This is a genomic window from Membranihabitans maritimus (assembly GCF_021729145.1).
Classification (GTDB): domain Bacteria; phylum Bacteroidota; class Bacteroidia; order Chitinophagales; family Saprospiraceae; genus Membranihabitans; species Membranihabitans maritimus.
In genome coordinates, this window is record NZ_JAJSLW010000012.1 from 84,493 (window position 1) to 103,179 (window position 18,687).

Sequence of the window (18,687 nt, forward strand, 5' to 3'; positions counted from 1 at the left end):
GATTATTGGATTTTTTTTCGGTAAAACCCTTTTGTAAAAGTGTTCCAGATTATGGTTGAATCTCCTGAAAATTTGTTACGATCTTTTAGTAAGTATGTTTTTCCGGTAAGTATGAATTTGGAATTTTTATCGTTGTTTACCCTTATCGGTTTTAGCTCCTTTTGTATGTCCAAAATAAAGACGGAAAAATTTTTATGTGAGTATTTATAAAATTGGGATGCTCCTTTGACCAATGTCGAATCTTGTTTTTTCATTGGTAATGACTTCGTTTTTGAAATTTTAAATTTCGACCTGTTTTTCCCTAAATAAGGCTCGCTAATTTCAATTTGATTTGTAAAGCAGATCCCATTTTTGTAAATGTCTACAACAGGATTGGTGCCGTGATAAACATTTACTACGGTTTGATTGCGTTTGGTATACGTATTGATGATTTCCAGCAAGATACCCAGGGAAAGTAATATTGGGACAAACCGATATATTGAGAAACGAAAATTCAGGGATATCCCCGATATGATAATGATCCCACTTATTAAGGCGATCATTTCAGGTCTGAAAACAATATAGTGATTTGGGTTACCAAAAGGGGCTAGCTGGGAAGAAAGGAATTGAATGATATCGATGATAGCAGAACTTCCTGTAACAAAAGGGGCTCCAAAAGAAATTGCTATTTGTGAAAAAAATAGGCCCAGTAAAGTAGTCATTAATAAAGGGAAAAGCAGTGGAATAATTACAAGACTGGATAGTAAGCTCAAGTAAGAAAATTGATGGAAGTGCCATAAAAGGATGGGCCAGGTACCAATTTGTGCAGCCATAGACACGGCAATTAAATTGGTAAGTTTGTTTTTCCCTGTAAATTTGGAAATCGATTTGGAAATCGGTTTTTGGAAGGTTATAATTGATGCTACTGCTGCAAAAGAAAGTTGGAAGCTGACGGTGAAAAGGTCTTTTGGTTGCCACAAGAGGACGGTGATTGCCGCCCAGGAAAGGAGAATCCATGATGAGGTTTTTCGTTCGAGTATTTTTGAAACTAAAAATAACGTGACGACAATGGATGCTCTCACTATGGGAATTTTCATTCCCGTTAGGAAAGCATAAAACCAAATGGCCAATCCTGTGAGCAGGAAGATTATTTTCTTGTTTTTGAAGATTAGATAAATGGGAGCACACAGTATATAGAAGAGATATGAAATGATACCCACATGGAGGCCTGAAACTGCAAGGATGTGCAATGCACCAATAGTTTTGAAGTTGTTTTTGTCACGTTCAGAAACGTCGGTCTTATCTCCTAGAATAAGTGCTTTAAGTAAGCCGGCTTTTGAGGTTTCATGGTATTGAAAATCTAGATAATCAGCGATCCAGGCGTTGCTTTTTTGAAGTAAATTAACCTTAGGTCTTGGAGATATCTCTATTGAGGATGAGTTGTTTACATCAACCTGATAGCTTACCTTGTATCTTCTCCAGTAACTTTTGGCGTTAAATTCAAAGGGATTTTTAGGGGATGGTATGGTTGCCGGAGGTTGAAAAATTGTAACGAATTGCCCTTCATAAAAATCTGTATTCCCATTGAAAACATTTACTAGAACTGTAGGGTGAATGTTTTTGGGTAGAGTAGATTTTATCAATAATTGTTTGAAGTCTCCATAATCTCTCAGTAGATAGATTTTTCCGGATACGGTATGATTATTTTTTAGGATACTATTGCTTTCCTGGAATTGGCGGGACTCCAAATGTGAAGCTATAAAACCAAGGTACAGGAATAAAACCCCACAGAGGATTGTAAATATATTACATCTCTGCTTTAGAAATGAAATGCATATTGCTATGATATTTGAAAGTCCGACAATAATGTAGTATCCAAACGCAATTTTATATTGATTATCTGAAAAATATCGTTCTAAAATAATTCCAACCATCAATAGGATTCCAAACAAAACTAAATGATAATGTTTGGTGTTGGTCTTCACGACAAGTATTTGATTTTAATAAGTTGTATTAATATAGTTAATATTTGTTTAAATGAAATAATCTTTGACTTTTAATTGGGGAGAGAGTGTAAATTTTTTGTTAAAATAAGGATGAAGACGAACGATGTACGGCCAAATAACATTTTTAAAACGGTAGGTCAATTGGCATTTTTAATGAATATTTCTATTAATTTGCTAGTTTGAATTAGCAATTTCACAATAAATAACCATATTTTTTATGGAGTAATATTTTGTAATTTGACCATTTGATAATATTTTCAGGTTTTTATTAATTTTTTCAACTATAACCATTTTAAGAATGAAGTTAACGATAAGATTTTTTTCAATGATTGTGATAATGGCTATGGCGTTTACTAGTCAGGTTATTGCTCAGGATGAGGCAACTCCTGCTTCTCTATATAATGATGCAGTGGCGTCCCTGAAAGCTAAAGAGTGGCATAAAGGCTATGATTTGTTGTTACAAGCCCTCGATGCCGCTGACCCCGAAGAGGATGAGCAAATTGTGTCCCTTGCTAATAAAAATCTTGGTATTGCATCCTATTATGCCGGGAATGATGATAGAAAAGGTGATGAATTGGATGCGGCACTGGAAAAATACAACAAAGGTATAGAAGTTTCTCCCGGATTTTATGCTAACTATATTGGTAAAGCAATGGTTTTGAATGAACAAGGGGATGATGCTGGTGCTTTAAGTGCCTACATAAAGGCCAGTAATGCTGCAGAAAAAGGGGGAAAAGCTGATAAGGCAGTGGAATTAAAGGACAAAGCAACTATCTTTGTTTCAAGAGCATACTCTGCAAAGGAGTGGGATAAAACTCTCGAGTTAGCCAATATGTTTAATGAGAATGGTGAATCAGAAGATGTGTATTATTATATGTCCAGAGCATATAAAGGAAAAGGAGATCACCAAAGTGCGTTAGATTTTGCAACTAAAGCCATTGAACTTGGAGGTGAAGGCAAGGATGGTAGAAATTATTTCGCACAAGCCGAAGCATATGAGGAATTGGGTAATACCAGTGCTGCTTTGGAAGCTTACAAAAAAGTTCCTGCCGGAACATATGCTGAAACCGCTAAATATAAATTGGATCAGTTGGCCAATAATTAACCTCAAAAATATATAGATTTGAAAGGGATGATTGATTTTCAATCATCTCTTTTTATTTTTGTCCTGCTAGAAATTTTACAATACGATAAGCGAATAGGGAGATGGAAATTTAAATATTTCGTGATTTGTTTTATCAATTGAAAGTATAGTATGAATAATGAAAATAAGCGCCTTGAGGAACACTATAGTTCAAGCGGGAAAAACTGGTTGAAATGGGGGCCCTATTTGAGTGAACGACAATGGGGAACAGTCCGGGAGGATTATAGTGCAGATGGAAGTGCATGGGATTTCTTCCCTCACGACCATGCCCGAAGTAAAGTTTATCGTTGGGGGGAAGATGGGCTTGCCGGAATTTCTGATGAAAATTGCAGAATGTGTTTTTCACTGGCGTTGTGGAATGGCAGTGACAGTATATTAAAAGAACGGTTATTCGGATTAACCGGACCACAGGGGAATCATGCGGAAGATGTAAAGGAATTGTATTATTACCTCGATAATACGCCGACTCACTCTTATATGAAATATTTATATAAGTATTCCCAACAAGAATATCCATACCAGAAATTGGAACAAGTCAATAGACAGCGGACAGTTGAAGAATATGAATATGAAGTGCTGGATACTGGCATATTCGATTATGATCGATATTTTGATGTGTTTGTAGAGTATGCAAAGCAAGATGATGAGGATATTTGTATAACCGTTAAAATTGTTAATCGATATATTGAAGAGGCGGAATTATTTGTGTTACCTACTCTTTGGTTTAGAAACTTGTGGATGTTTGATCAAATGTCTCCTGATAATGTAATAAGGGCTGTTTCGAATCGGAGAGATAAAGTAGAAATAGAACACAGTGAGTTAGGGGAATATGAATTGATTTTTGATGAGCCTAAATATCTGATGTTTACAAATAACGAAAACAATGCAAAAAGGTTATTTGAAATTGATAACCAAACCGATAAGGTAAAGGATCGATTTCATGATGTTGTAGTCAATAAGAAGTGGAATGAAGCGGAAAAATACGCTGACGGGTCAAAGTTTTCCCCTTTGTATCATATGAATATTGAAGGGAAAGGAGAAAGGTTTATCCATTTAAGGCTGGCAAAAAAATATAGTAATCAAAATATTAAGATATCTAGCGTAGAAAATATAACTGCAGAAAGAAAAGCCGACGCAAGCATATTTTATAATACGTTACACACTACTGAAAATGAGGAGTTAAAGAACATTCAGAGACAAGCCTGGGCAGGGATGCTATGGACGAAACAATATTACCATTACAGCATTGCCCAGTGGTTGCAAGGAGATCCTAAAAGCCCTCCTCCTCCCAAAATTCGTGAGAACGGAAGAAATAGAGATTGGAAAACGTTGTATAACGAAGATATAATCTCGATGCCTGATAAATGGGAATATCCCTGGTATGCTGCGTGGGACCTGGCATTCCATTGTATTCCCCTGGCAAAATTGGATCTGGGCTTTGCTAAGAATCAATTACTGATAATGGTCGGTGAATCATATATGCACCCCAACGGACAGATTCCGGCATATGAATGGCAGTTTTCAGATGTTAATCCCCCTGTACACGGATGGGCGACGATGGAAGTATATCGGATGGAGGAAAAAATGTATGGAAAAAGAGATACCGATTTTCTAAAGAAAATATTCGTCAAGCTTTCACTTAATTTTACCTGGTGGGTAAATCGTAAAGACCGAAATCAAAATAATATATTTCAGGGAGGTTTTTTGGGGCTTGACAATATTGGCATATTCGACCGCAATATGGAAATTCCAGGTGGCGGATATCTTCAACAAGCTGACAGTACAGCCTGGATGGCTCTTTTTGCGTTAAATATGTTGGATATGGCCATTGAAATATCTATGGTAGATGATACTTTCGAAGACATGGCGATCAAATATTTTGAGCACTTTGTTTATATTTCCGAAGCCCTGAATCGGATGGATGAACATTGGGCTGGGATTTGGCATGATGAAGATGGCTTTTTTTATGATGTAATGGTTCGTCCGGACAATCGGAGGATTCCAGTGAAGATCAGATCAATTGTTGGATTGACTACCTTATTTGCCGTTCTCAAAATTGAAAAGGAAAAAATTGAAAAATTGGGAGCTCTGAGACAATGGATTGAGCGTTTTTATCGATTTAGAAGGAAGAATGAAAGATATAGGGTACTACAGAATTATGAAAAGGATAGCGATCTGTTTTTATCCCTGATACCCAAAAATAGGATGAAAGAAGTCGTGGAAGCGATGATCGATAAAAATGAGTTTTTTAGCGATTACGGTATTCGATCATTATCAAAAATTCATACCAATCCGTTTAGGATGAATATCGAAGGGAGGGATTATTCAATTGCTTATGATCCCGGTGAGTCCACATCTAGGATTTACGGAGGCAATTCCAATTGGAGAGGTCCGATTTGGATGCCGATTAACTATTTAATTATTCAAACCTTACAGAAATATCATCAAGTATTTGGTGATGAGTTGAAAGTAGAAAACCCTAATAAGATGGGGGAATTTCTTACCATGGGTAATATAAGTGAAATGATAGCAAAAAACCTCGTGCGAATTTTTCAGGTAGATGATAAAGGAAACCGACCTGTCAACAAAATCTATGAGAAGTTTTACCAGCGCCCGGAAAACAAAGATCTTATCTTGTTTTATGAATATTTTCAGGGAGATAACGGAAGAGGAGTAGGAGCTTCTCACCAGACTGGTTGGACAGGATTAGTAGCTACCTTGATTGATGAGATGATAGGTGAAGAGCGAATAGATACAAAAAGTCCCAATACAGCATTTGCAACTACATAATCTAACAGGTTTCCGAATATTAATGCTCACAATTTTTTAGAGAGGATTCTACTGTTGTTAATTTTTCTGTGAATCCTGTTTCGAATTTATGGTGTAAAAAATTGACGATATTTAATACCTCAATAGCAGATAGATGAGGGTTTTCAGGCATTCCCCCAGTGGAATTTTTATCCTGCCTTGACTGAAGGTAATGACTGCCATGCGATATGACACAGGCCAGGGAGGGAGAGTAGTTTTGTATAAATCCTGATTTTACAAGAGATGGATACAAATTTTCAAATCCTTCTCCATCGTTCCCATGGCACCGTTCACAGTTTACTGCATAGAGGCGTTCTCCCTGTTGGTAAGGATGCGAACAATTGATTAAAATACAAAATACTGGTATTGCCAGCCAAAGAACTCTCTTCTTCGGAGGAATAAAATTTTTAATTAGAAGGAGAAGCCGCAAGGTCTTTTTCATGGAGAAGTATTTCAATATCTTCTATAAATTTAGTGACACTCTCATGATCTGTTCCTTCACAATATGCTCTTACATGACGGTTTGCATCTACCAGAATCAATTTTCCTGAATGGTCATATCCGCCGGGAGCATCCGGATCTTCATATGCAATATTAAAGTAAGCATTGGCAATATCATATATCTCTGATTTTTCTCCGGTTACAAACCGCCATCTATTGTGGTCAATATTTAATTTATTGGCATACTCCTTTAATACCGGTACACTGTCGTGCCTGGTATCTATAGAATGACTGAGAAACATTAATCTATCATCTTCATCAAATGAATCATATATTCTTTTCATTTCTTTGGTCATTATCGGACAAATGGAAGGACAGGATGTAAAAAAGAAATCAGCTACGTATGCTTTTCCTGAAAATGTAGCAGGGGTTACTTGATTACTATCCTGGTCAATAAATGTATAGTCTGGGATGCTATGTTGAATTGTATCCCCGGATTCGGTTATTGTTGGGATACCCATAATAGGTAATGCTTTGTCATTTGCATCCTGGCATCCGAATACTAAAGACAATAGAAGTATAACTGATAGTTGAATAGAAAATGTTCTCATTTTAGAATCATTTATTAATTAAAATAGGATTGGGCTTTAGCCATTCCAGAAAGAACAATCTCTTCCATTTGTTTTACGGAGTGTAATTCTCGTTTTAAATAAATCATTTTAGTATTGCCAGCTAAAGAATCCGGTTGGTAATTGTGCATCCAGTCCCACATAGCATTTTCTGATTTATTCAATTCACCCAGTAAATGATTTATTTTTTGAAGTTGTTCATTATTTTTGGCCGAAATTTGTTTCTTACGTTCGGCCGTCAACTTTTTTCTGAGATTTTCCAATTGTGACATCTTAGGCATTACCCGGTCATGGATAGTCATTATACTGTCTTTGTAATCAATCATTTCAGGCGTATCATCCGAAACACTGCTTTCCTCATTTTCATTGTTGCAACTAATAATGAAAACGAAAATAATAAGTAATAGGAAATGTAAATTTTTCATAATAAATGTAATATTTGCGGCTACGAATATAAGGCGAAGCTTGCTTTTTTCAAGGATTCGACTTATAATTAGATCAATTATATATTAGAATAATGGGAATACGGAGAGGAATATTATGGTTTAGGAATGATTTGAGGCTACATGATAATGAAGCGTTGACAGAGATTATGCGTTCGGTCGATGAAATTATTCCGGTTTTTGTATTTGATGATCGATTGTTCAGGGGGAAAATGTTTGATATCCTGCCAAAAATCTATAAAACCAGGGCGTTATTTACAATTGAATCCGTAAGGGATCTTAGGATGAATCTAAAAAATCAGGGATCCAACCTTGTGGTAAGAAAGGGACTTACAGAAGACATTATTTTTGACCTGGCTAAAGAATTCCGGTCTTCCTGGGTTTTTTGTAATCGGGAAAGAACAGAAGACGAAGTTTGCGTTCAGGATTCTTTGGAAGAAAGTTTGTGGACCATAGGCCAGGAAATAAGATATTCAAGGGGAAAGATGTTACATTACACCCAGGATTTACCTTTCCCTATCACACATTCACCTGATCTATTTGCTACCTTCCGTAAAGAAACCGAAAGGATTGTCGATATCCGTGAGCCTCTTCCCAGCCCTCAAAGAATTAAACCACTTTTGTCAGATATTGAAGAGGGCCCCATACCTGATTTGAAGGAATTTGGTTGGGATAATGATTATGTAAATGTTGGTTTTAAAGGAGGCGAGACAGAAGCTCTAAAAGTATCATGGGAGCATATTTCTGAAGTGAAAAATAAGGAAAGGAAGCACCTGGAACTATCTCCATGGTTGTCAAATGGAGCTTTATCTCCAAAATTACTATACGAACGGATCAACGGATTGCCCAGGTCTTTAAAGAAAATAAAAAAGGAACTTATTCGAAATCTGTATTTACGAGACTTTCATAGGCTGATGGGGAAAAAGCATTACAATAAATTATTTCTTAAAGGTGGATTTTCCGAAGCTGATGAAAGTGAAACAGATGGAGATTGGAACTTTGAAAAATTACAACAATGGATTTGTGGAAATACCGAACACAAACTAGTAAATGCGGCAATGAAAGCATTGGCTCAAACAGGCTATCTAAGTCACCAGTATAGAAGGGTGGTCGCTTATTACCTTATCGAAACAATGAATGTTCATTGGTTATTGGGTGCTGCCTATTTTGAAAGTGTGTTGCTGGATTACGATCCTTGCTCTAATTATGGAAATTGGCAAAGGATAGTAGGAGTAAGCCTGGATCAAAAGGGGGAAGTGGGTGTGAATTTTGATACGGTTGATCAGTTGTTGGATCCAGAAGGAAAATTTAAGAGTCAATGGTGTTCGCATACTGTTGACTATAATATCGAGTTTTGATTTCTTACATATGGGGCCGGTTTCCCGTTTGTCTTTTTTCATTTTTTTTGCATGCAATCCCCCCCGAATCTTATTACAGTGTGTATTTACTGTAAACGCACTTATTAGTGGAAGATAAAAGACAACGTGTTCAAAGTATTCTCGTCAAAAAAGAATGGTCGATCGATGATCGGAATTTTATACTAAAAACGCTGGAAGAAGACCGTAATTTAGTTCAGGAGATCTCCAGAGAATTTTTTTCCGATAGTATTGAGAATTCACAGGATCTGTTGACGAGAATAGAATCAGACAGAATCCTTAATGATATAAATAAGGAAATCGGAAAAGTTGGACAAAAGGAGAAAGTTTTTGGAATTCGAAACCTTACTGTAGCTGCATCTTTACTTTTATTAGTTACACTGGGATTTTTTACCAGAAAATATTGGAGTCCTCTTTTACTAAGTGAGCGCACTTTGAGTGTTTCCACTCAACTTGGTGAAATTAAAAATCTTGAACTTGCAGATGGAAGTAGTGTATGGCTCAATGGAGGTAGTAAATTGGTCTACCCAGAAAAATTTAGAGGTGGTACGAGGTTAGTATCCCTTGAAGGAGAGGCTTTTTTTGAAGTAAAATCAAATGTATCAAAACCATTCGTAATTGAGAGTGGTGATATCACTACCACTGTTGTAGGAACTGCATTTAATGTAAGATCTTATAAGGAAGATTCGATTTCTGCTGTGGCTGTGGCAAGTGGAATTGTAAAAGTAGGATTGAATGGCAACGAGGGTAATCAAATCAAAATAAATCCGGATGAGGAAGTGGTTTACAATAAAAATATGGGGACCCTTTTTATGTCAAATGGCTATTCTCAGAGTCAAATAAATTGGAAAGACCGCGAATTTAAGTATTCAGCTATACCGCTTGGCCTCGTGCTTAAAGATTTACAAAGGTCCTTTAATGTGGAAATCATACCGGGGGAAAACATTAAGAATTGTAAAATTTTTGCGGATTTCAGAGGGGATGAGTTGAATGACATGTTAGAGGTTTTGAAATCATTAGTAAATGCAAAAATTCTGCAAAAAGAGAATGGTAGCTATAGAATGATTGGATTGGATGAGGGCTGTTAACCAAAAATAACTCTACAAAATACAAATACAAAGATTGGATTGGGTATGTCTGTATTCATAATGGATACAGGGGATTTAAATATTTTTCAAAATTGAATTTGATGGGATTATTTTTACAACTTTTTAAGATTAAGACTGGTTTGATCGCCGTATTGATTGTATTCTCGGGAATATTTATCAATGCAGGGGCCAGCAATTATTTACAAATTAGATCTGGTGATGATATTCTTCAAAGGAAGATTTCTTTGCAAACGGAAAACGAGAGCCTCAATCTGGTTCTTGATGAAATAAGCCGCATTGCAAATGTTAGAATTATGTATACCGGGCAGGTAGCTCAAGCTGATCAAAGAGTAACTTTTGATGCTAAAAACTTAGAATTGGGAAAAGTACTTTCGGGCGTTTTGAGTAACCGGGGATTTACATATGTCCTTATAAACAACAGTATAGTAATTAAGAAGGAAAACAAATTCGAAAGAGAAACGAGTCCGGGTAGGGACAAAAATAGTTCTGATACAACGGGTTTTATTCTAGAAGGAAAGGTTTTCGATCGTAACGGGGAACCCTTAATAGGGGTAAATATTGTTCTTAAAGGTACTTCAAGGGGTACAACTTCTGATTTTAACGGATATTTTGAATTATCAGAGATTGAAATTGATAACATACTTCAGTTTTCTTACATTGGTTTCAAGTCATTTGAGTATACGGTGAAGGATAAAGGCCCGCTGGAAATCATCCTGGAAAGCGATGCTTCTCAATTAATAGAAGTAGTAGTCACAGGACATAATACAGTTGAAAAGAGTAAACTAACCAGTTCAGTCGTCCAGGTTGATGAGGCCGAAATCCTGGAGAATGGGCCTGTTTCTGTTGATAAAAGTCTACAAGGCCGGATTCCGGGAATGAGTGTAATAAGTAATTCAGGAGAACCTGGCTCCATTGGTATCGTAAAGATAAGGGGTACGTCCACATTGACAGGGAATGCACAACCTTTGTGGGTAGTGGATGGGGTTATCCTTGAGGAACCTGTACCTTTGACTCCTGCTGAAATTAATAATCCCGATATAGTGAATAGAATTGGAAATGCTATTGCGGGTATTAATCCAGAAGATATCAAATCTATTAATGTCCTTAAAGATGCTTCGGCCACGGCGATATATGGCGTAAAAGCTGCTGCTGGTGTTATTGTAATTACTACTAAAAGAGGGAAGAAGGGTAAACCTGTAGTAAATTTTAAGACAGATGTGGGCATGACACTGGCACCTAGTTACGATCGGTTTAACATGATGAATTCTGCAGAGAGAATTGATATTGAAGAGTATTACTTCAACTCTGCAGAAAAATACTACAATGCAGATGCAAATATTAATTCGGTAGGACTGGCAGGGGCTTATGCGCGGTACAAAAACAGAGACCTGGAAACATGGAGTGATTTTGAAAATGAAGTTCGGGCAGCTCAACAATATAATACTGATTGGTTTGATGTTTTATTCAGAAACGGTGTTTCCCACAATACTAATATCAATGTTTCCGGTGGAAGCGACCAATCTACTTATTATGTGTCTTTTTCGAATTTAGGACAACAAGGGACAGACTTATTGACAAATTATAAAAGGAATACGGCTTTGGTGAAGCTGAATACAAAATTGAGTTCGCGTTTCGATGTTGAATTTAATTTATCTGGATATACTACGAATAGACAATCCTATCCCTTTAGCCTGGTTCCAGGAGGTATTTCCAATTTTACCAGGAGTACACCCCGTCCTTTTGATTATGCAATTAATACAAGCCGCACTTTCCCGGCATATAACGAAGACGGCAGTTTTCACTTTTATAGAGGGCACGAAGATTTTTATTTATTCAATGTTTTGAATGAATATGAAAGTTCAGATCAAACAACTAAGGTGAATAACTTATCTGCCAGAATAACAGCAAATTATAGAATGTTTGATAATTTGAAGCTTTCAGGGATATTTAGTTATTATAAGACGAATACCCTTAGTGAAACATACTACCTGGAGAATACAAATCAGGTAGCGGGCATCCGGAGGTCGGAATTTGGTGTTCCAGCCCCGGAAGACAGTAATTTGCCTTCGGGAGGGGTTATTTTCTCTAATTCAGACTTTCAGGATTATTATACTGCGCGTCTGACAGCCGAGTATAAACCTATTTCTGTAAAAAATCATCAAGTTCAATTATATGCAGGAGGTGAATTTAGGGCTAATTCGTATAGGGGAGACCAAAGCACTGGATGGGGATACCTCCATGATAGGGGCAGAATTGTCTCACCAAATGAAAACATTGCCGAAGAATTAAGTGGCGCACCATATTTGGTCATTACAGATTATGCCAGGAAATATGCTTCTTATTATGGAGTCGCTTCTTATACTTTCTTTGAAAAGTATACTGTAAATGGTAATATTCGGTATGATGGATCCAATCTATTTGGGTCCAATCCTAAATACCGGTGGAAACCAGCATGGTCTGTTTCGGGAAGATATAATCTGGGAGATGAAGAATTTATGGATGACATTGCGTTCCTGGATCGTATCGCAATTCGAGGTTCCTATGGCGTACAGGGAGCTATTAATGAACAAAGTACGCCCCAGATCATTGCATCATTTTTACCCCCGGCCTATTGGTCCGAATTAAACCAGCTGTCTATAAACCAGCCCGCTAATCCCGATCTCAGATGGGAAAAGACCTATAATGCTAATGTCGGTATTGATTTTTCAGTTGCCAGAGGAAGAGTAACTACGGCACTTGATTTTTACCGTAGGAAAAGCGTGGATTTAATCACAAATACACGGATAAGTGAAATAAATGGTTTCTCATACTTGCCCATTAATTTTGCCGATGTAGTGAATAATGGCATAGAATTAGGCCTTACGATAAGAAATGTTTCGACTGAAATTTTTGAATGGAGTTCAACAATTAATTTCGCTTATAATAGAAACGAAGTTACAAAGGTTAATCTTGAAACAAATGTACAAAGATTACTTTCTTCTTTCCCATATAAGCCAGATGCTGCTGTTGTTGGGCGACCTTTAAATTCTTTGTATTCAGTTCAGTTTGCGGGAATTAATGATAATGGAGTGGCACAATTCGTAAAAGATGACGGTGAGATAACAGAGCAGGTTACAGGGTTAGAATTTCAGGAGGAAGACCTGGTATATAGTGGTCCACTGGAAGCTCCTTATACTGGCGGTATAAGTAACTTTTTCTCCTATGGAGATTTTAAACTATCTGTTTTATTGACATACGGACTGGGGAATTCCCTAAGAATGCATGATATTCTGGAATCATGGATGTATGCCCCGGATCAAAATCTTTCCAGAGAACTACTCGGTGCATGGCGGGAAGAAGGTGATGAAACTTATATACCCCACATTCTAAATCAAACAGGGTCAAATACTCACAAAGAATTTTGGAATATGAGTGATATCAGGGTAATACCTGGAGATTATCTGAGAGTGAAAAATGTGACTTTAAGGTATGATCTCCCAGACCGATTGTTGTCCAAATTAACCTTCGAAAATGCTTTTCTGCAATTAGAGGGAAACAATCTGTTTTTATTTGCAGATGAACGACTCAATGGTTTTGATCCTGAAACATTTGTATACAAATCATTACCCAATTTTGCTTCATTTCTTTTTGGGATTAATATAACATTTTAAAATGCTGATTATGAATTTTTTAAAACATTATATAAGACTATTTTCTATAACAATTTTTTCAATATTATTTTTGACGTCTTGTGATGAATTGTTGGAAGAAGATCCCCAGAATAAATTAAAGCCCAGTACCGTAAATGATTTTAATGAATTGTTGAACAAAGGATATCCGAATGCTACGGATTATCTGGAGGAAGTACCTTTGGATTATTATACCGAAATTCTGGCTGATGATGTGGACCTTGAATATTATAATCCTGATGTATTATTATATCCGATAATTCCCTATTCTTATGGAGATACCCATGAAGATGCTTCGATGCGTGGCGGATATGATAAAGCGTGGAAATATTTTTATGAGGCTGTGTATTACGCTAATGTAGTAATAGCAAATGTCGATGATGCTACTGGTGACGAAAGGAGAAAGCAATATGTAAAAGGTGAAGCTATGGTGTTGCGGGCATTTGCCTATTTCAAGCTAATAAACTTGTACGGAGCTCCGTATAATGAAGCAACCGCATCTTCTGATCCCGGTGTTCCTTTGAAACTGGATCCTGTTGTTCAGGCCGAATCGTATATTCGAAATTCGGTCCAGGAAGTATATGACCAAATAAATAAAGATCTATTTAGTGGGATTGTTTTGATGGAAGAAAATGATCAGCGAGTAGAGTCAAAATATAAACTAAGGCCTTTTTCCGCCAAGTTGTTGGCTTCCCGGGTAGCATTATATACGAAGGATTATGAAAGCTGCATTGATTTGTCTACAGAAGTGATAGAAGCCTATCCTGTGTTATTTAACTTGTCAGGATATGACTTTGAGACCGCCAGGGGATGGGGATATGGTGGCCAAACCCATTACTTCAATGACGATAATCAAAATGTACTTTTTAAATTCGGTACCAATGAGTACTATTATTATTTCTATTATCCCGGTGCTTTGGGGTTATCTGATGCTTTAATAAATATGTATGAGCCTGGGGATATCAGGTTGTATTATTTTTCCTATCCAAATGGTGCCGGCAGGGTGTATTACAAGTACAGACCTTTTCCAAATCGTACTAGTGAACCAATTCGGGGGTTCCGTGTAGAAGAAGCCTTGCTTAACAGGGCAGAGGCATTTGCACAATTGAATCAATCAGTCAATGCTATTGAGGATTTGAACAGATTGCGTTCATCAAAGTTCGATGTGAATTATGGGGATGATCCGGATTATTATAAGATTACAATTTCAGATTTTTCCAACCAGGACGAACTTATTCAGATAGTGGCAGATGAACGAAGGAGGGAATTATGTTTGGAGTTTCACAGGTGGTATGACCTTCGCAGGTACGGTATGCCGAGAATAGAGCATGTGCATGGAGGAGAAACATTTATTCTGGAAGAAGGGGATCCCAGATATACATTGCAAATACCGCAGAGAGAACTCGATTTTAATCAGAGTATGGAAAAAAATCCCAGATAATCAAAAAATAATAAAATGAAAGTATTTAATGTGATTTTTATATTGCTATTAATCAATGTATTATATAGTTGTTCTAAAGAAAAAATTCAGATTGACCCATATCAGGCGCCGGAATTATTGCCGGATAATTTGGTTCCGGGTGATCAAATGAATGATGCGATACTGACTCTATATGATGATCTGGGAATTGTCGTATATACTGACACCGAAGATCCCAGGTTTCGAAAAGACCTCGTGTCTGATGAAACCTTACAATTGCCAGAACGATTGCCAGCAGATACATCAGCAGTTTTGTTTTATATAAAAATGATCAGAGATGAATTGTATAGTGTTTTGCCTGATGATAAAAAATACCTTGCTCCCAGGAATTTTTATGTATTGAAGAGTCCGCTTGTCAGTGGTACAGGGTATTACAAATATAAGTATAAATCTTATTTATGGTCCAATTCATTCGCAGATGTGACGGTGGGAAGCCTTGATGAATCACAATTGGATACAACATTGCTGAAGGAAAGTCTTATATATGCATTGTCTTCTGTTTTGAGGGGACAAAAATACAATTCTGGAATTTTTGGACAGTTCCAGACAGCTGCTGATGATGCGGGCTATTATTGGTCTGTCACCTCAGATGAAGCAGCGTATTCAAATGGATTTATTACATCGGACCAGGGAGCCATTTTGAGCGACCAGCAGGATTTTGATAGTTATGCTGCTTGGGCTGCAACCGTAAACCCCAATACAAGGGATTCCATTCTTACCCTTTATCCTGGAATAGCAACAAAATATAGCCTTGTTTCGGCAGTTTTCAGGTCAGAAGGGATTTCATTGGAGCAAATCAATGAGAAATGGCAGGACAGCCCACTTAATCCGAATCATTAAAATAAAAATTGTATGCAGATGAAATTTTCAAATTTAGCAAAGCTGATAATTGCATTTTTCTTAGCAGGACAGATCAATAGTTTTGCTCAACCTATTTTAATCGAAGGGAAGATAGAAAATAAGATAAAAGATACTTTGATATTTAGTTACAGACCTTATTCATTGTTTGGTGGGTTAAATTCCCAAGAAATTTTGCTTAAAGATGACGGAACTTTTGAATTAGAGTTTAAAGAGGAAGCCCCGGTTCGCGGGTTTATATCTTTGGGGAGAGTTCCGGTCACTGAAAAGTTTAGTGTCAAAACGGAGGATGGTCGGGATACGGCTATTCAGGTTCCGACGTTTGATTCCAAATTAATATACTTCTATTTGACACCGGGTGAAGAAATACAATTTCAAGTCGATGCATCTGATATTCCTGAGACGTTGGAATTTACCGGAGAACTATCTGACAACTCTTTATTTATGAATGAAGATGATTGGAGATTTAATTCCTATAAGCAGAAATTTTTAAAAAATTGGCATGCTAACACCGCCTATGGTCCCGAAAGGTTTTTGGAATTTGCCGATAAAAAATCGGAAGATCAAAGTAAATTTTTGAAACAATTTAAGTCAGAATATAATCTTACTCCTTCTTTGGTAGATATGTATACTTTTGATATTCAAAGTGAAAATGTAACTACCAAGATATACTATAAAATGAAGCGTGAAGATTTCTTAAAAGAAGAAGTTATACTTCCGGCTAATTTTTATGATTTCATGTTTGATGTTGAATTTGCTGAGGAAAGCGCCGATAAAGGAGTAGCCTATTTTTATTTTCTCGATGCTTATCTCAAGAAAATGCATGAAATTAGTGAAAGTGAAATGGGACTTTATTCCTATGTCCCGGAATTACTAAATGGAAGGGCTTTATATGAATACTATGCCTTTGCTTTGGGGAGGGATTTTAAAAAGGATCTTTATGATAAATTTGGAGAAGATTGTCCTTATCCTGATTTGGCCGCGAATGTAAAAACAAAGTACAAACACCTTGAAGGGATGTTGGAAGGTAACCCTGCTCCATCCGTAGAGTTGGAAACACCTGATGGTGAGACGATTTCGCTGGATAAATACCTGGGGAAATATATTTATATTGATTTTTGGGCAACCTGGTGCGGGCCTTGTATAAAAGAAATGCCTGACTTGCACAAATTGGAGAAGGATTATCGGGATTCTGGTATAGTATTTCTAAGTGTATCATATGACAATGATAATTCTGTTGATAAATGGAAAAATTTCATGACTAGCCGCGAAATGACAGGAATTCAGGTAAGAGCTAATGATGAGAACAGGGAAATTTTTTCCAAAGCTTTTAATATTAAACAAATTCCCCGTTTTGTGATAATTGACCCGAAAGGAAATATCCTTGATCCAAATGCTCACAGACCATCCAATCCGGGAATACGCAGAGTGTTTGATAATTTATCACCTGCTTTTAGCGAAGTTGAAAAAAATGAGTTACTTGGTTTCAATTCGTTTTTTAGCGTAAAAGATTCCACAAATATCTTAGTTGTTGGTGAAAATCACTCTTCCGAAGTCGCTCCAGTCTTGTTTCCACAAATGGTTGAAAACTTTCACCGGGAAAGTGGAGTCAATGATATCCTTATTGAATTTGGTCCGTCAGAAGCCTATTTTTATAATAAATTTTTAGAAACTGGTAATGATCACTACCTCCGCTATACTATAAATGCGGGATATTATAAGAGTTGGGAAATTGCATGGAAAAGGGTATATGAATTTCATCAACGAACGGGAAAGGCTCTCCGCGTAATTGGTTTTGATTTTGACAGGGGAAGGACTTTGGCGTATTCATTATATAATGTTTTCAAAGAATATGAAAATAAACCGGAATGGGTAGATTCAACAATGCAATTTATTAAATCCCCCGAATTCTTTAAAACATATACGATTGATTACCCAACAGATCAAGATAAAAAAATGATGGCATCAATGAGAGCTTTATTGCAGGAACATTTGTCAGAATTAAAAATTTGGTTGAAGCCAGAAGATTATGTATTGATAGAAGATATACTAGCTAATAAAGCTACCGGATTTGGAGGTAATAGAGAAGTAGCTATGAAAGAAAATGTCAGTTACATTTTAGAAAGGACCCGGGAAAGAAATTATTTTATGTTGGTCGGAAGGGACCATGCTTATAATAAACCCATTTATGGAAAAGAAGTCAAATTGGCGAAATTATTAAAGGAGGATGCCGGAATTAGAGTATTTACGGGAGTGGTACTTCATGAAAATTCCCGGCAATGGGGAGCTGATTTTAAGCAAAAGGTTACGTTGAATGAAGTACAAAATAAAGTTCCATGGAACAAATATGAAAAAGAGATTTTATCCAAAATCAAAGGTGATTTTACCTATGTGCCATTTGTAGAAGAATTAAGCCCACTAAATAGCTATACAGATTATATAATTATCGCAAGAAATCAGGATGCTATTGATTTTTAACCGGACATGAACTTCTAAAGATAATAGTGTGCATGTCAAAGGGAATGAATGTCAACAAAAGATTATTTTCAATATTTAGAAATAATGAAAATTGGTATTCAATATTTGGATTTTAATTGTCTACAATGGAGATTCCCATAACCAAAGATATTCTGGCTGTGGCGCATATTCATGGCCAGTTAAATATATCGTAGTACGATTTATTATAGGTTTGACATCTTTTTATTTAGGTGTTCCCAAATTTATAATTTTTGGGTATCGCCTGGGC

General features: G+C 36.6%; 12 protein-coding genes. 8 read left to right on the plus strand and 4 right to left on the minus strand.

Translation table 11 applies throughout. The features are described 5' to 3' along the window. Positions 1-2: 2 nt before the first annotated feature. Positions 3-1,964 (minus strand): ComEC/Rec2 family competence protein, encoded by a 1,962-nt coding sequence (locus tag LVD47_RS15210; RefSeq protein WP_236978376.1) that lies wholly within the window; start codon positions 1,962-1,964, stop codon positions 3-5. A 319-nt stretch (positions 1,965-2,283) separates the two neighbouring features. On the opposite strand from LVD47_RS15210, the gene LVD47_RS15215 reads away from it, so the two are divergent. Together LVD47_RS15215 and LVD47_RS15220 are read left to right on the plus strand one after the other, a co-directional pair. Then, positions 2,284-3,090, plus strand: coding sequence for a tetratricopeptide repeat protein (locus LVD47_RS15215; protein WP_236978378.1), 807 nt, complete (start codon positions 2,284-2,286; stop codon positions 3,088-3,090). Positions 3,091-3,240: 150 nt separating this feature from the next. Beyond that, positions 3,241-5,919 (plus strand): MGH1-like glycoside hydrolase domain-containing protein, encoded by a 2,679-nt coding sequence (locus LVD47_RS15220; protein ID WP_236978381.1) that lies wholly within the window; start codon positions 3,241-3,243, stop codon positions 5,917-5,919. 19 nt (positions 5,920-5,938) lie between these two features. Here LVD47_RS15220 and LVD47_RS15225 read toward each other — a convergent pair whose 3' ends face one another. From LVD47_RS15225 to LVD47_RS15235, 3 genes are read right to left on the minus strand one after another with little or no spacing between them, the layout of a single operon-like run. Continuing rightward, the gene (locus LVD47_RS15225; RefSeq protein WP_236978384.1) at positions 5,939-6,379 is read right to left on the minus strand and encodes a c-type cytochrome; all 441 of its coding nucleotides are present in this window, start codon (positions 6,377-6,379) and stop codon (positions 5,939-5,941) included. Beyond that, a complete protein-coding gene (locus LVD47_RS15230) occupies positions 6,345-6,989 on the minus strand; it encodes an SCO family protein (protein WP_236978386.1) in 645 nt (214 codons plus the stop codon). The genes LVD47_RS15225 and LVD47_RS15230 overlap by 35 nt, the downstream gene beginning before the upstream one ends. 14 nt (positions 6,990-7,003) lie before the next feature. Further along, positions 7,004-7,432, minus strand: coding sequence for a hypothetical protein (locus tag LVD47_RS15235; RefSeq protein ID WP_236978387.1), 429 nt, complete (start codon positions 7,430-7,432; stop codon positions 7,004-7,006). A gap of 92 nt (positions 7,433-7,524) precedes the next feature. Between LVD47_RS15235 and LVD47_RS15240 the strand changes: the two genes are divergently transcribed. From LVD47_RS15240 to LVD47_RS15265, 6 genes are all read left to right on the plus strand, one after another. Next, entirely contained in the window at positions 7,525-8,808 is a 1,284-nt protein-coding gene (locus LVD47_RS15240; protein WP_236978390.1) for a deoxyribodipyrimidine photo-lyase, read from the plus strand. A 107-nt stretch (positions 8,809-8,915) separates the two neighbouring features. Further along, the gene (locus LVD47_RS15245) at positions 8,916-9,914 is read left to right on the plus strand and encodes a FecR family protein (RefSeq protein WP_236978392.1); all 999 of its coding nucleotides are present in this window, start codon (positions 8,916-8,918) and stop codon (positions 9,912-9,914) included. Positions 9,915-10,015: 101 nt separating this feature from the next. Further along, positions 10,016-13,585, plus strand: coding sequence for a SusC/RagA family TonB-linked outer membrane protein (locus LVD47_RS15250; protein WP_236978394.1), 3,570 nt, complete (start codon positions 10,016-10,018; stop codon positions 13,583-13,585). A 10-nt stretch (positions 13,586-13,595) separates the two neighbouring features. Then, positions 13,596-15,044, plus strand: coding sequence for a RagB/SusD family nutrient uptake outer membrane protein (locus LVD47_RS15255; RefSeq protein WP_236978396.1), 1,449 nt, complete (start codon positions 13,596-13,598; stop codon positions 15,042-15,044). A 15-nt stretch (positions 15,045-15,059) separates the two neighbouring features. Continuing rightward, positions 15,060-15,923, plus strand: coding sequence for a hypothetical protein (locus tag LVD47_RS15260; protein ID WP_236978397.1), 864 nt, complete (start codon positions 15,060-15,062; stop codon positions 15,921-15,923). A gap of 18 nt (positions 15,924-15,941) precedes the next feature. Continuing rightward, positions 15,942-18,419, plus strand: a complete 2,478-nt coding sequence (locus tag LVD47_RS15265) for a TlpA family protein disulfide reductase (protein WP_236978398.1) — start codon at positions 15,942-15,944, stop codon at positions 18,417-18,419. Positions 18,420-18,687 lie beyond the last annotated feature (268 nt).